The sequence below is a fragment of the Pseudoalteromonas sp. US3C1004 genome (assembly GCF_048401065.1).
In the GTDB taxonomy this organism is placed as follows: domain Bacteria; phylum Pseudomonadota; class Gammaproteobacteria; order Enterobacterales; family Alteromonadaceae; genus Pseudoalteromonas; species Pseudoalteromonas undina.
Genome location: NZ_CP183073.1, coordinates 1502744 through 1517738 on the forward strand (window position 1 = coordinate 1502744; position 14995 = coordinate 1517738).

General features: G+C 41.0%; 12 protein-coding genes. 7 read left to right on the forward strand and 5 right to left on the reverse strand.

What is annotated here, in order from left to right:
- Window positions 1-13 precede the first annotated feature (13 nt).
- The 7 genes from ACNSN3_RS06990 to ACNSN3_RS07020 all read left to right on the forward strand — a co-directional run bounded on the left by ACNSN3_RS06990 (window position 14) and on the right by ACNSN3_RS07020 (window position 10808).
- Complete coding sequence (locus tag ACNSN3_RS06990) at window positions 14-898, forward strand: hypothetical protein (RefSeq protein ID WP_368484781.1); 885 nt, start codon at window positions 14-16, stop codon at window positions 896-898.
- A gap of 83 nt (window positions 899-981) precedes the next feature.
- The gene (locus ACNSN3_RS06995) at window positions 982-1587 is read left to right on the forward strand and encodes a hypothetical protein (protein WP_368484782.1); all 606 of its coding nucleotides are present in this window, start codon (window positions 982-984) and stop codon (window positions 1585-1587) included.
- Window positions 1587-2177: a hypothetical protein gene (locus tag ACNSN3_RS07000; protein WP_418608888.1), complete on the forward strand. Its 591-nt coding sequence runs from the start codon at window positions 1587-1589 to the stop codon at window positions 2175-2177. Before ACNSN3_RS06995 ends, ACNSN3_RS07000 begins: the two co-directional genes overlap by 1 nt.
- Window positions 2161-2571, forward strand: coding sequence for a DUF6950 family protein (locus ACNSN3_RS07005; RefSeq protein WP_368484783.1), 411 nt, complete (start codon window positions 2161-2163; stop codon window positions 2569-2571). The genes ACNSN3_RS07000 and ACNSN3_RS07005 overlap by 17 nt, the downstream gene beginning before the upstream one ends.
- A complete protein-coding gene (locus ACNSN3_RS07010; RefSeq protein WP_418608890.1) occupies window positions 2564-8818 on the forward strand; it encodes a phage tail protein in 6255 nt (2084 codons plus the stop codon). Before ACNSN3_RS07005 ends, ACNSN3_RS07010 begins: the two co-directional genes overlap by 8 nt.
- A gap of 25 nt (window positions 8819-8843) precedes the next feature.
- Complete coding sequence (locus ACNSN3_RS07015) at window positions 8844-9341, forward strand: hypothetical protein (RefSeq protein ID WP_418608892.1); 498 nt, start codon at window positions 8844-8846, stop codon at window positions 9339-9341.
- 3 nt (window positions 9342-9344) lie between these two features.
- The gene (locus ACNSN3_RS07020) at window positions 9345-10808 is read left to right on the forward strand and encodes a hypothetical protein (protein WP_418608894.1); all 1464 of its coding nucleotides are present in this window, start codon (window positions 9345-9347) and stop codon (window positions 10806-10808) included.
- A 393-nt stretch (window positions 10809-11201) separates the two neighbouring features.
- Here ACNSN3_RS07020 and ACNSN3_RS07025 read toward each other — a convergent pair whose 3' ends face one another.
- The 5 genes from ACNSN3_RS07025 to ACNSN3_RS07045 form a co-directional block, all read right to left on the reverse strand.
- Window positions 11202-11627, reverse strand: a complete 426-nt coding sequence (locus tag ACNSN3_RS07025; RefSeq protein WP_418608895.1) for a DUF1090 domain-containing protein — start codon at window positions 11625-11627, stop codon at window positions 11202-11204.
- Window positions 11628-11654: 27 nt separating this feature from the next.
- Window positions 11655-12623 (reverse strand): ATP-dependent 6-phosphofructokinase, encoded by a 969-nt coding sequence (locus ACNSN3_RS07030; protein WP_138569646.1) that lies wholly within the window; start codon window positions 12621-12623, stop codon window positions 11655-11657.
- 183 nt (window positions 12624-12806) lie between these two features.
- The gene (locus ACNSN3_RS07035) at window positions 12807-13379 is read right to left on the reverse strand and encodes a tRNA-(ms[2]io[6]A)-hydroxylase (protein ID WP_008114635.1); all 573 of its coding nucleotides are present in this window, start codon (window positions 13377-13379) and stop codon (window positions 12807-12809) included.
- A gap of 68 nt (window positions 13380-13447) precedes the next feature.
- The gene (locus ACNSN3_RS07040; RefSeq protein ID WP_138569647.1) at window positions 13448-14086 is read right to left on the reverse strand and encodes a sulfotransferase; all 639 of its coding nucleotides are present in this window, start codon (window positions 14084-14086) and stop codon (window positions 13448-13450) included.
- Between the two features lie 6 nt (window positions 14087-14092).
- Window positions 14093-14989, reverse strand: coding sequence for a hypothetical protein (locus ACNSN3_RS07045; protein ID WP_418608898.1), 897 nt, complete (start codon window positions 14987-14989; stop codon window positions 14093-14095).
- Window positions 14990-14995: the final 6 nt, after the last annotated feature.

Below are 14995 nucleotides of genomic sequence, written 5' to 3' on the forward strand. Positions count from 1 at the left end.
CAAGGGAATGTTTGTGAGTAATAATCTTAAAAAAACAACAAACAAAATTTTGAAACAGTTAATTAAAAACCCCGTAATATATTTTATCTTTATAGCAATATTTGGTTGTAGTATTTTTGTTTTTGAGTTCTTCAGTATATTTAATTTTAATTTAAATACCCCTATTGAAAGATGGGTCGCAACTGCTACATATTTCAGTAATGTTTTTTCCCCTATCCTATTATTCGTATCTATACTCCTGCTGTATAGAACTTGGAAGGATTCAAAAGAAGCTTTAGAAGTTCAAAAATTAGAACTCATAGAGACAAGGATTGTTTTAAAAGAGCAATCTGATACACAAAGTTATAGTGTATTCAAAGAAACGCTATTCCAAGTTATTGATCAAATTAAAAAGTTAAATGATAAAAAGTGTAAATTAAAACATGATGAAAGAAAATGGAGTATCATTACAGATGATAATTTTGATTTCAGAAGTATAAAAGAATCAGATATGCCATTTGAGACTTTTTTACAAGCCTACTTTTTTGAGATGAGATCAAAACCGCTGGAAAATGATGAGCTTTCCTTAAGTTTTAAAAGGTTAATTTTTGAAGGTACAAATGTCTATATAGAAAAAATAAAAACGATAGCTTTACTATTGAGCAACATAGAAGGCAACAGATATAAGTCTATATTAGAAATCTCTATTTTTAATAAGTTAACAATATTTACATGGTTAATGTTTGTTGAAATATCATTTCATCTATACAAGCAACCCAATAAGGGCGAAGAAATTGAGGCTGAGCTTGTTTTTGCAGTGATTGCTGGTTTAATATGTAGGCAGCTTAAAGACGTTTATTGGATTGATGCACTTTCTGATGAAGTGCTACTTGAATTAAAAGCTCGTAAACTACTATAACTATGTAAACCCCTTTCCAGCCGAAAGCTTACCCCTTAAATTTTATACTCGTTACCAGTGTTTTATTATGAAACTTGGTAACGATGCAACCACTCCCCTTACCCAAACGGCCTAAGATTTCTAACTTTACGTTAGTGCCCAATAGCCAAACTCATTTAAACAAAGCCAATAACGCCACTGAGGTTTATGACCTTGAAGGTGCTTACTGGGAATTTGAAATTGAACTTGCCAATGTGCCAGAGCGCGATGCCCTCGCCCTTGATGGCTTTATTGCCAGCCTACGCGGGCAAGTGGGCACGTTTACGTTAATCGATTACCGCCGTGAGCAGCTAGATAAAGACTTTACGGGCTATGTGCGTGGTGCAAACCAAGACGGTAATATTTTAAATTTATATGCGCTACCCGCTAACCAAACCTTACTGGTTGCCGGCGAACGTATGCAAGTTGGCGTTGGCCAAAACACTGAACTTAAAATATTAACGGCTGACCTGGTAAGTGACTCAGTTGGCCAAGCGACGGCTATTTTTGAGTCTCCTGTACGAAAAATACCTGCAGAAAATACCCTTATTACATTTAAGCAACCAGCTGGGTTGTTTCGACTTGCTGATAATAAGCAAGGGCTTGCTAGTGCGCAGTATAAAAACGGCATAGTTACCAGCTGGAAAATTAAAGGGCGTGAGGCGTTTTAATGGAGAGCTTAAACTCAGGGTTACTTGCGGATTTGGCGACCAGTGGCCGTGCTCGTTTTTTTGTGCGACTCGCGCTTAAAAGTGGCGATGTATTGCTGCACACAGGTGTAGGCGAGCGACGCTTTGCTAACTTAACTTGGCACGGCGTGGGTATGCTTGGCACTGTGAGTGAAATACCCGCTAATGATAACAACGACAGCGCCCGCATACGTTTAACCCTACACACTCAAGACCAAGCAATTTTAGCCGAAGTGGCCGAGAACGACCCGATAAGCCAGGGCTGCGAGATTTACCTTGTTACTGTTGATGAACATTACCGTGTTAGCCAAAGCCAGTTACTTGAAAGCGGCTACATTGTGGCATGTGATGTAGAGCGCGGCGATGTATCGCAAGTGCAGCTTAGTGTTGCAGGTGAAAGTGAGCGCTGGAAAGACGCACGGCTACACCAGCGTTGGAATGATGCGACCCAAAAAGCCCTTTACCCGGGCGATGTGTTTTTTAGTGAGCAAGCCACGACCAACAAACAAAACCTTCCTGATACACAACCTGGTAAATACATAGGAGGCAACCGCTATGAACGCCAGCGCTAAACTTGCTGCTTTTATAAACCGCCGCAACTGTGAACCCTTTAAATGGGGTAAAAACGATTGCTGCTTATTGGTAGCCGATTGGGTGCTATTTGCAACCGGTAACGATGTGGCTGATGATTTTAGGGGTAAATACCGCACTAAAAGTGGTGCATTTAAACAACTGTTTAAACGTGGTTTAAACGATGTTGAAAGCGTGTTTAAAGACCGTTTAAACCCCGCTATACCTATTAACTATGCTCGACGTGGTGACTTGGCTTTAGTTGAGTTTAAAGACGAATATGTAGGCGGGATTGTAACCGTTAATGCGGTGGTATGTGTTGGCGAAAATGGCTTAGTGACGTTACCAATGGACACAGTAAAAGCGGTTTACCCATTGGAGCCGCGAAATGTCTAAGGTAGTTGATACGGTTGTAAATGTTGTAGACAGCATATTTGAAGTAACAGGGCTGGGTGCGCTTTGGGACTCACTATCGCCTGATGTGCCTGAAAAAGATTTAGCCACGCTTGGCCAAGGCTTACAAAAAGGCATAGACCAACCCCGCCGTATTACATTTGGTCGTGACCGCGTTGGCGGTGTTATTGCCCACCAAGCGGAAGTTGAAAAAGGCGGTAAAAAATGGATGCAGTTAATTGTATTGATTAATGGCGCCCCTATTGATGCCCTTGAAGAAATTTACATTGCTGATAAAAAGCTCACTGATTACCCACGAGAAAGTTGGGATTACTCTTTAAGCGATGGCCGCCAAACCACAGCTAACGCAAAAGCGGTGGCTAAAATGGCGGGATGGACGAGTAAACATGTTGGCTTTGGCCAAAGCTATGTTTTTATTGAAATGGAAAATAATCGTGAAGTGTTTGAAGATGGCATAAACGATATGGGCTTTTTAATACGGGGTACCCGTGTATGGGACCCACGAGATACAGCCCAAAACCCTGACGATGAAGGTACCTGGCTTTGGAGCCAAAACGCCGTACTGTGCGCCCTGCACTATGTGCGTTTTTATGGAGCCCATGAGGTTCCTTTTGAACGTTTACCGTTACAGTGGTGGATTGCTGCCATTAACGTGTGTGATGAAGATGCCGAATTTACCGACGTTGAGGGCGTTGTTACCACCGAGCCGCGCTACACAACCAATGGTAGCTTTACATTTAGCTCAAAGCCACTTGAAGTGTTAGGTCAGCTAGAAGCGTGTTTTGCGGGTAAAATATTTAGGCAAATGGGCCAGTGGTATGTACGTGTTGGCGCCTGGTATGGCGAACCGACCTACACCATAAATGCTGATGATGTTCACGGTAATATTAAAATTAAATGGCATGCTGATTTACGAGAGCGCGCTAATGTTGTGCGTGCTACGTTTACAGACCCCGAACAAAACTACGACCGTACTGACGCGCCGCCTGTTGTGTCTGCGGGGTATCAGGCTATTGATAATCAAATATTAGAAAAGTCTATATCACTCCCCTTTGTGCGCAGTAGTACTACAGCACAACGCCTGGCGACAATACATTTAGAACAAACACGTTTAGGCGAAATAGAGTTACCCCTCAAACACAAAGGCTTGGCTGCAGCTGTTGGCCGTACTGTGTACTTAAACTTACCTGGCGAATCGATTAATAATAAGGTTTACCGTGTAACAGAGCGCCGCTTTAGATTAGATGGTGGCGTGACCTTAATGTGTGTTGAAGACGGCCCCGATTTATGGGCTGATAACATAATACCTGGTGCGCAGGATTTAACACCAAACAGTGACTATTTAGTGGGCAAACCACAGCCTGTTTTTGATGTACGGGTAACAGTGGATGGTGATGCTAACGGTATTATAAAGTGGAATCACCCTACTCCGCTTGCAGTGAATGAATACGATGTTGAGTTTATTAATACTGCTGCTAACGAGTCGGTATTTAAAACATCGGTAACATACACCCAAGTAACAATCCCTAATTTGCAGCTGGGAGAATACACCGCGCGCATTAGCGCTAAAAACATATTTGGCCAGCGCTCACAGCTTGTTGCTGTGCAATTTAGTGTGCTGACCCCTACCTTGCCGACTGTGTATGTAACAGTTGATTATAACCAAATTACATTAACCGCTAATATTGCCGCAGCAGGCATTGGCACCGCGTTTGAATGGGAGTTTTTGGGGACAGCTGAACAACCGCAAAGCGGCGAACGTGTGTTGGCACAGATTTATAACCGTATTGGTTTAAAAAGTGAAACTGAATATAAATTTAGAGTACGCAGTGTTAATCACCTGGGCGCAAGTGACTGGGTTAATGTAACAGCCACTACGACCACCGTTGATTTAACCAAGTACATTAATAATGTTGAATTAACCCAGCTAAGCCCCGATGCACAAACTTTAATTGAGGATATGAATCAGCAAGTTGATCGCTTGCGGCCTGGCACTGAAAACAATCTGCCCGATGTACTTGAACAAACCGTTAGTGATTTAAACCTTGAAAAGCGCCATCGACAAGACATTGAAAAAGGCGTACTCGATTTATCAGCAAATTACACCAACTGGCGCCAAGAATATGAACGCCGCCAGTTAGGCAGCGAGCGCTTAATTGATGCCGTGGCATACTTTGACCCTGAAAACGGTTTAATCGTTAACCGTGCGTTTTCATACACCGATGAAGCATTTAACGAAGCTAACTTATTAATTGACGGCGTAAACACCAGTATAGCCCTGCAAGCTAACCGCATAACACAAAGCGATACCCGTTTAGCACAAGCCGAGGGGGAGCTTGAAGTACAAGCAGGAAAAATAAACCAGCGCGCCACATTTACAGAAATGCGCACCGAAATAGCCGGTGCCATTGAAGCATTAACCCCCGCGTATAGCTGGCACTTCAACACCTCAACTGAGGGCTTTGCTGGCGATGTAACCTACAGCGCACTTGGCTATGTAACACTTAATACCACGGCTTACACGCCTGCCATCAGCTTTATTGCTGATGAAAACCCCATGCTACGCATTCGCTTTAGAAAGCACGCTAATACACCGTGGTTAGGTAATATTTACCTAGGCGAATCACAGCTATTAGTAAACGTGCTAGAGCCAGAAACAGAAAACTGGGAAACACGAAACATCGACCTAAGCACCGAAGATGCGTACACCGGTGAAGTTGCGGGCTTAAAATTTGACTTAGGCCATGTTGATGTTGATTTTATTGAAATAGGCAAACGTGGTGTAAACGATTTAGCGCTCAATGATATAACTGCCCGCGCCACCATGCTAGAAAACGACATAGACGCCGCCACGGGGGTAATGGCGCAGTATGCAACAACTAAATGGGTTGATGAATTTGGTTATCAAACAGAGTCAAATGTAAACCAAATACTCGACACATTTAACAGTACGTATCAAGTAAGCGCGACACTTCAACAGCTAACCGATAATGACACCCTTGAAAAAGCAAACGCAGCGCAGCAGTTTATAAATGGGGCTGAGGCATATATTAAAACGCAAATTACCGCGTTTAATGCCGCCGAGGGCAGCGTAGATGCTAAGTTTTCAAACGTTGAGCAAAACTTAGACGCCATTAGCGGTACTATCAGCGATAACATAGTGCAAGTGCGTGGGCTTGAGCTAGAGCTTAAAAACGCAAACTTAAATGATGTGATTGCCGCCGCTAACCAGCTCATTCAAGGTAATGAACTTGCACAGCAAGGCGTAAAGTTAGCCGTTGCACAACGTAACTTAAAAGCCAATGCCACCGACATTGAAGCCGTTGCCCAAGAGTCACTAGAGCTAAGTGCCCTGCTAGGCCAAAACCAATCACAAATACAGGCATTAAACACAGCTTTTGTAAACGAACAGCAAGCAACTGTAGCGCGCGACGAACGCTACCAAGCAACGTTTGACAATGTAACCGCCCGCTTTAGCGATGTAACTACGGCCATTGCCACTATTGACCAAGCAAACACTATTCGCGATCAAGAGTTTGAATCCTTTGTTGCCGATACGGTATCAAGCTTTGACGAAGTGGCCGAAACCTTTGCAAGCCAAAACCAAGCTTACGCAACGTTACAGCAAAACCTAACCTCTAAAATTAACACTGATACCGCTAACGCAAAAGAACAAGCCATTGCCACAGCGAAAGAGTACACCCGTACTGCAGTAGGTTACTGTTTAGATGCCCAAGGTAACATCACTAGCAGTAACGATGCCGTGCAGTGTGTGGCTGATGGTGGGTCGTGGGTTAATGGGCCATTGGCTGAATTTATTGCCAACATGCAAATAAGTGACGGCGCCAATAGCGCCAGCATTAAGCAGCTACGCCAAGTATTTAAAACGGTAGATGGCCAGTTAGTTGCCCGTGGCGGCTGGCAGTTAGACAGCAATGGTCGCGCCGTCGGCGTGGTGGGTTATAACGATGGCCAAGTGGGTAACTTAGACTTGGTGGGCGATGTAATTCGCCAAGGCGTGATGGTGGGCAATACCTTTGTACCCACGTCATACATTGATAATACCGACCCTGCTAACCCTGTTCAGGTATTTAAAGGCCGAATGGAGCTAGGTGATGGTTATACCGTTAATAGCGTAGAGGACATTAAAGCACAGGATGGCTCTGGCGCTTTTACTTTAAAACCCACAGCCAATGTGGCTGTAACTCCTACTGAGATAGTTTGCACCGGCGGGCTTGGGTGGGATTCCGGTGGTTATGGTTTAGAGTTGTATTCAGGAGATTGTTTTGTCTCTTGCAACATGATAAACACGGCAAACCGCCTCATGATGGGGTTATCTAAGGATTCTGGAGCAAGCCCTACATTTACGTCAATAGATTTTGCAATATACCGAAACGAAACTAACGATGTACTCGTTTATGAAAGCGGTGTAAGTAGAGGTATGAAAACCACTATGAGCGACGCAGACGTTATGTCGGTTGTTCGTGTGGGTAACAAAGTGGAGTACCGTAAAAACGGTTTAACTTTTTATGTCTCAACCGTCACACCATCGGGGTCTTACCGCTTTGATTGCTCCTTTGTTGCCAAGGGAGATAAATGTACCAACATCACTATGGGTGAAATGCTAAAAGGTGATGATGGTCAAGATGGTCAAGACTCCGGCAGCATCAACCTTGCTAACCATTCTGACTACTGGGTAATTGGTCGCCGTGGCTCACAAGGGCCGTTTATTCAAAATGGGTCGAATGATGAAAATACCATTATTGCTGATACAGGCCCATTAGGTACCGTCGAATCAATATGGTATGCACAAGCGGGCGATAATAGCGGTGATGGTGGTTGGAATATGAATAATATTCCAATTAACCATGAAAAAACCTATCGCTTTTCAGTATGGATGAAACAAGAAATTGGCATTGCTAATAGCTTGTATTTAGGTTGTGACGATTGCTTAACTTTAGCCGGTGCTACGAGTACCAACCCTTATTTTTGGTCGGGTGATTTACCACAATTAAATAAGTGGTATTTAGTTGTTGGCGTATTGCATTCCTCTAAAAAAACCAGTGGCACTATCTCGGGTTTGTCAGGGGTATATGACCCAGCAACGGGTAAACGGGTATTGGTCGGTACGGATTTTAAAAGTATTGCTAATCGTAATGTGCAAACTCACCGTGCTTATCGTTATTACGTAACGAACCAAAGCCACACGGCTAAATTTGCGCGCCCACGTTTAGAAGTAATGGACGGCGGCGAGCCCTCAGTATTTAGCTTACTGGGCACCCTTACAACCACAGACCCTGGCACCCGAGGCGCAGGGCGTTATGATATTGGTACCGCAACGGGTGGTTGGTCTAACACCACCGCCAATAATGTTGTACCTAATGGTGTGCCGGTAACGGGTGATGTTGTAACAATATTTAAGGCAAGCGATCCTAAAGTACAAACTACTAAACGCTATACGGGTTCAACGTGGCAATCCTATGCGCTACACATCCATGGCAGCGCCTTAATTGAGGATACCTTGGACGGTAACGTATTACGTGCGGGTACCCGTATCGAATCGCCGCGCATTGACATGATAGGCACCAACTTTTTAAAAGTGGAGTTTGTGAACGGGTTTGGCCCCGATAATTTATGGTATTGGTATGGGCCTAAAATTTTAGTAAATGGCCTACCCAACCTGAATGCATTAACAAAAGAAAACGCGAAAGAATGGAAAGACGTACAAGGTAATTCATTTACTCGCGGTACCTTTATAGCCGGTTCACTAGAAACCAGCGCCTCTACTTCACAACTCATTAGTACACCGTCACAAGAGATTGAATTCACCAGTAATGGTGGGTTAATTCATTTTGCTGTTAGTTATTCGCATAGGCGTTCGGTGTATGGCCCCCGTGACGGAGCCCCTGCCTCCGTTTATTGTCCTAGTAGTCCTGTTATGTCACCCGTTAGTGGCACAGTGTACTTAGAGAGATGGACGGGTTCTTCATGGGTTGTTATTCAGCAGAAAAGCATTACGGGTAACTATGGGTGTAGTAACGGATTTTTTGAGGGGGAACCAGGTGCATCTAACAGCCCATATATAGCAACAACCAGTTCAAGTACCACATTCACAACTACAGAAACCCGCAGTGCTGGATATGTTAAATACCGCGTTCGTGGGGCTGTTAGCGGTTTTGTATCAACTACTAGAGTTGGCCAATATTTATCAATTGCGGCTAGTGAATAGCCGCAAATACTAAAGAGGATTAACCATGGCAACCTATACAGCCAATCAAGTAAGCATAAATAACGGCTCAAAGCTCGTTACTGTTAATAGCAATGAAAGCCCTGAAAGCGTAAGCCAAGGTGATTTTATTCAAATAGCTAACTACCCGCTGGCCGAAATAAACCGTACTTTTTTAGACGTAAGCGGCAACCATGTTATTGAGCTGGTAAAAGTTTGGAAACACAGCGACCAAATAAGCCAGCCAGCCATTGTGGTGCCCACCACCGTAGATTTTAAAGCCACGGTTGATGCACTAAAAAAAGCAAATATTTTAGTCAACGACAACACCCAAGCTATGCAAGATTGGCAAACAAAGCTAGGCGAGGTCACGTTTAGAAATATTGATGAAACGCAAACAACCATAAAAACATTAAAGCAAATGGAAAGCGATTTTAATGAACTAATGGCGCGCCTTGAGGCACAGCCAGAGCCCCAACCCAACAATAACGCTGCTTGGTTTGATGCAGATAGCACCTGGAGATAAATAATGACTAATAAAGTAAAAATTACAATGAAAAACGTACCTGAAGGGCTTGACTCAATGTACCTAAAGATTGAAGAAACCGCAATATCTCAGGGTGTGCGTAATGTTTTATTCTCAGGTGTTAAACCTGTAAATGGCAATGTTGTAGAAATAGATATAGGCAATGCGGGCACTGTCGGCGCGGGTGTAATTTTTTCAGCAGATAACTTCACCACTAGTGGGCAGCCATTTAAAGCGATGAGGGGGTATGGTGTTATTGAGGCTGGGGCTGATTCAACATTATCATTTGATAACATTGTTTTTCTAGGTTCATCTACATCAGATAGAGCTTTCAATTCAGTCGAAGCGCTTACGGATATGCAGAATATTCTTCAAGAGCATGGATTGCCATATATTAATCTAATAGCAGAAACTAGAAGCGGTTCTAGCGCCCCCTACCAAGCAGCCACGTTAATGCCTCAAGCAGTAAATAACAACTCATCCCTAGAGAATGTTTTGTTTTTTGGGCAATCCCCAACAAACAGTCTGACGCAAGCGTTCTCTACAGAAACCCAAGAGGTTAAAAATTCTTTAAAAGCAGATGTAGAGTCTATTCTAAATCAAGCTAATAGTGCCGGTTGGACTCCTTTATATTCTAACTTTAATAAAACACCTGAAGCGGAGCTTTATGAAATATCTCAATGGAATGACAGCTTTTTAACGCCCATAGTTACTGAGTTTGCCCCACAATCAATAAGCGATGGAGTTTACGTTCAGGATTATGAAAAGCTCGGTGGATTGTCTAATTATTTATTTAGTTCGCGTGATGGAGTTCATCTTGCAGAAATAAGTGGTGATAGGCTTTATAGACAGTACAGTGCAGCCAATATCGCACGCTTTATGGGTTATGATACTAGAAAAAGCTTATCAGGCCGCAGGGTTGTTGTTCAGCCATCATCATCCACAAGCGAAAGCTGGCCAAGAATACAAAACATTACACCTTTGCCTCTTGGTTTAAATAGCGCTCCTTACAGGCATATTGGGGCTAACTTAGTTGACGCTGATACTGGAGAACTTCTAACCGATCTATATGTTGTTGTTCATGGCTCTAGGGGTATAAATTCAGGCACCGGTAACGCTGGAGATTCTTCATCTAGTTATTTAAATGACGAGGTTCTGAAAAAGTGCGCATGGATTGGTGTAGATGAAGTTGATGGTTTTTATCTTGAGATTGGCAGCTTTAGCCAGCAGCTGCCAGATTTAGCCAGCTTGATACTAGCTGGAAATAGATCCTCAACGGGCAGTGATAGAGTTGGGGAATGGGTTTGTAATGGTGAGACTAAGTTTTTAGATGGGGTTCTAAGGCCTTGTGGTGTCGCTGAGTTTTTAAATGTACCTGCTGTAGATAATAAAATAACAGCAACCGGTTTTTTGGCAAATGGATCTTTATATAGCTATTTATCAGTAATAGAAATGAAATTCGCTTAATGCAATTTAAAAAAGGCAACTGCATATTTATTGAAAGTAGGTGAAGTCTAGTAAAGATTGTTACGAGTAATTACGCCTTAACTAAAACCAACTTTTATATTTTAAAAGGGGTTTAAACATCATTTAAATCCTTTTTATTTTATAATCCATTTAAATATCCCCTTAAACATCATTCAACTCTCAACTATCATCTTAAACAGAGCAAAATACCCCCTATTTAACATAATTTACTTATTCTAAAGTCTAGCGTTTTTTTTTCTAAATTCCTGCGGCGGCTTACACTATCGGCAATTACGTCACTTATAAACACGTATTTTAGCCCTTTTATCGCATAATATTTATATTCAATAAAATGCTCTACTTTATAAAATATAAAAACTCTGTAACGACATTTTAATCAACCAAACTATTTAGCTCATCAATTAATTGCTTAAGCTGTTTAGTTTCGTCGTTTAGCTTTTGCTGATACTTTTCAACTTTGTCATGCTTACCTTGGCGCTTAGCTTTTTTAAGATCGATTTTATATTCTTCAATTTCTGAATTTGTATCATCTATTTTTTGTTGTAACTCTGCTTTTAATCCATCATTGGTACAATATGCGTTTATGTTATTAAGTGCTTTACTAAGACCTGCAACTTTGTGTGAATTACCTTGGCGTTTTGAAGCTAATAACTCGAGGTTAACTTCACAGGCTTTTTTCGCACATCCCGTTAAATCTGCACAATCATCTTTGGCTAGTACGACTGTTGAACCGGCTAATAAAAAACTTATTGTAATACCTTTAATAATTATCATTTTATAATTTTTATTATCTCGCATTGTTCATTATTCCTATTTAATTAGTCGTTAGCGGCAAAATACAGATAACAGCCCTTGCAGCTCTTCATTTATAACATGTTGTTTTACAACATCTTGCATAGGAGTATTTGAAACTGTGTTATTTAAAATACCCACCATTTTAGCGCTTTCTCCAGCACATAAAGCCTTAACACATTGTACACCCAGTCTAATGGCCAACATACGATCCGCAGCCGATGGGTTTCCGCCGCGCTGTAAGTGCCCTAGCTTAGTTACACGTAAATCAATGCTTGGATTTACGGCAGTTATTTTTTCACATACGTATTCAACACCATTTTCATCGCCCTCAGACACCACAACGATAAATGCGTGTTCGCTATGATAATCGCTAATCTTTAGCAATAAATCATCGATATCTTTGTCATTTTCAGGGATCAATACTGAATCGGCACCAGAGGTTAAACCGGCATAAGTGCCAATATATCCGGAATCACGCCCCATAACTTCAATAACAAACACCCTATTATGAGATTCTGCTGTATCTCTAATATTATCAATACATTGCATTGATGTGTTTACTGCCGTATCAAATCCTAAGGTGTAGTCTGTGCCTGCAATATCGTTATCTATGGTGCCGGGAATGCCAATATAAGGGATATTGGTTATGTGTGATAACCATAAACAGCCTCTAAAAGAGCCATCGCCACCTATGACAATTAATGCATCAATATTATTATGTTCAATTGTAGCTAAAGCTTGCTGTCTGCCTGTCTTAGTTCTAAACCTTTCACTACGTGCGGTTTTTAAAACGGTACCGCCCAAGTGCATACTTTGTTGCAGGTTTTTGCAATCAAGTGTCACTAAATCATTATCAATTAAACCCTCATATCCTTTTCGAACTCCTGACACTTTTATGCCTTGTTGTTGAGCGGTTTTTACGATGGCAAATAAAGCGGTGTTCATCCCTGGAGCATCACCTCCAGAGGTAAGCACGGCAATATGATTAATTGGTTGCATCGGTTCACGTCCTTAAAGCAAGCTATACATTAAAATGATAATAGCTGTTTATTGTTAGGCAGTGTTAACTAAGTGCAGTTAAGTTGATCTAGTTATGCGTTATTAAACAATATTTTTCATAACAATAGAGGGAAGTACTTATATTGGCATGCTAACTTGATGTCAACATGCCGTGGTTAGGTATTAATGTAGAGCAGCAGTAAATGGTATATTTTTACAAATTTCTGCTTCTATTATTAATAACTCTTCTAAACGATCATCAACTTCTTGTTTATCAAAGTATTCGTAAGCAAGTTCAACAAATAGGTTTTTATGTTTTTCTTCAGACTTGGCTATCGCAACATAAAAATCTTTTTCTTTTCCTTCTGGTAAGGCTTCGGCAACTAAAGAAAAACGTTCGTGTCCCCTCGCCTCAATTACACCGCCAACGAGGAGCCTATCCATTAAAAATCCATCGCGTCCATGCCTAAAGTGTGCGCGAATTTGTTTAATGTAAGGGTCTTTTTTATCATCACCTAAATTAGTATCACGCTCAATGAGTAATTTCAGCACTTGCTTGAAATGAATTAACTCTTCTAAGGCTAAGTCAGTCATTGCTTTAACTAATTTACGCTTATCAGGGTAATGTGAAAGCATAGACATAGCCATGCCCGATGCTTTTTTTTCAGCAGCAGCGTGGTCTTGTAAAAAAGTTTCAAAGTCGGCTAAAACAACTTCGGTCCATTCAAATGGCGTGTGGTATTTTAATTCAAACATATGGATACAACTTATAAAATAATGCGTGGATTTTAGCGTATTTAAAAATAAAAATCTTTGCTCGCGGTTTAAATTTGTCTCTCATAAGGTAAAAATTTATCTATCCGCCCTTTCGCTGTCGATTCAATTTTTAATGGATGTTTTATATCATTCCACGCGGTGACCTTACCCCCCATATTCATTTTTTCAAAGCCATTTAACTCAGAGGTAATACTTAAAAAATCACAAAGCTGACTAAAACTGTTAGGTTTAGCTATATCTATCGCTAAAAAATCTTGTTCTCGATTACTAAAATAAGCCTTAGCATTATTAATGTGTACGTTATAACAATCAGTTAAATACTGGTCGTTATTTATATTCTCTAGTGAAAAGTCTTTAAATGTATTTAAATAACAGCGCTTTAAATGAATGTTAAAGCCACCATCTGCACGGGTTAAATTAGTGTGCATTCGCTGTAAAAGCTGTCTTATTGATGGTATCCATGCAGTAAGCTCTCGCTCTAAATATATAAATTTTGCGCCAGGATAGTATTTATCTAATACTTTAAAATCGTTAAATATGGGGGTGTCTGCAATTGCGACCGCATTATCAAAACAGGCGGTAGTGTATGCAGTATGAGCAGTTGGTATACCAAAATGTAAAAATGCATTACATACACTGGTGGTACCGGTTCGCGGTAAGCCAATAATAAATATTTTTTGTTCCATGGGGTTTTACATGTCTTTTTCTGAAAACCAAAGTGAAGTATTATCAAGTGGTGTTAATAAGGGTAAGTTTTTGTTTTCTAATCTAATAATAATCTTGTTTTTAATATCTGCGTGCTCAATGGCACTGCGATGATACGCATTAAATAAGCGGTCAAACTCGCCATTTTTACGCATGACCGCTAAGCCATTTTCAACTGCATAGGCCAACTCGGGCGTATCTTTACTAAAAAAGAAGTAAATTGCACTTGGGTATTGCAGTATTAACTGAGGAAGAGTTGTAAGTTTTGCATCACCTTTAAAGGTATTTAGCTCCGTTTCAACCTCAAGCAACGATCGAGGAAATACATCTCCTCTGCCTTTTATTAACATATTAAATAATGAGCTGTATTCAATTGATGTTGATACCGTTAATCCACTATCTAATAAAACTTGAGTATCTGGCCAGTCGTGACCTTGAATAAAGTGGATACCTTTAAAGTCATCAATTTTTTTTAAGCTTGATAATTGTTTTTGTTTATTCTGTGTCGTGACAAGTAAACGCCACCCGTATAAACCTTTAAAAATAGGCACTCTTACGGGCAATAGCTCTTTTTCTCGCTGCTGTGAAGTCATGGTCCATGCAACGTTGACTTCATCATTATGTATAATTTGTTTTAATGAGCGGCTTTGAGGCATAGAAATACTCGATGCTTTTAATGTATATTTTGCGCCGCTGTATTGTAAGGCCGTTCTCAATAAAACCAACGGATAAAGAATTTCATCTTCACCAACCCGCATCGTTTTAGGATAAACATAATTTAAACCATCAATACTTTGATTGCTATTGTCATTTTCTATTGCCCTTACAAATGACACCAACGAAGTGGCAAAACATAAGCTTATAAAAACAATAGCGAATCGCATCTTTAT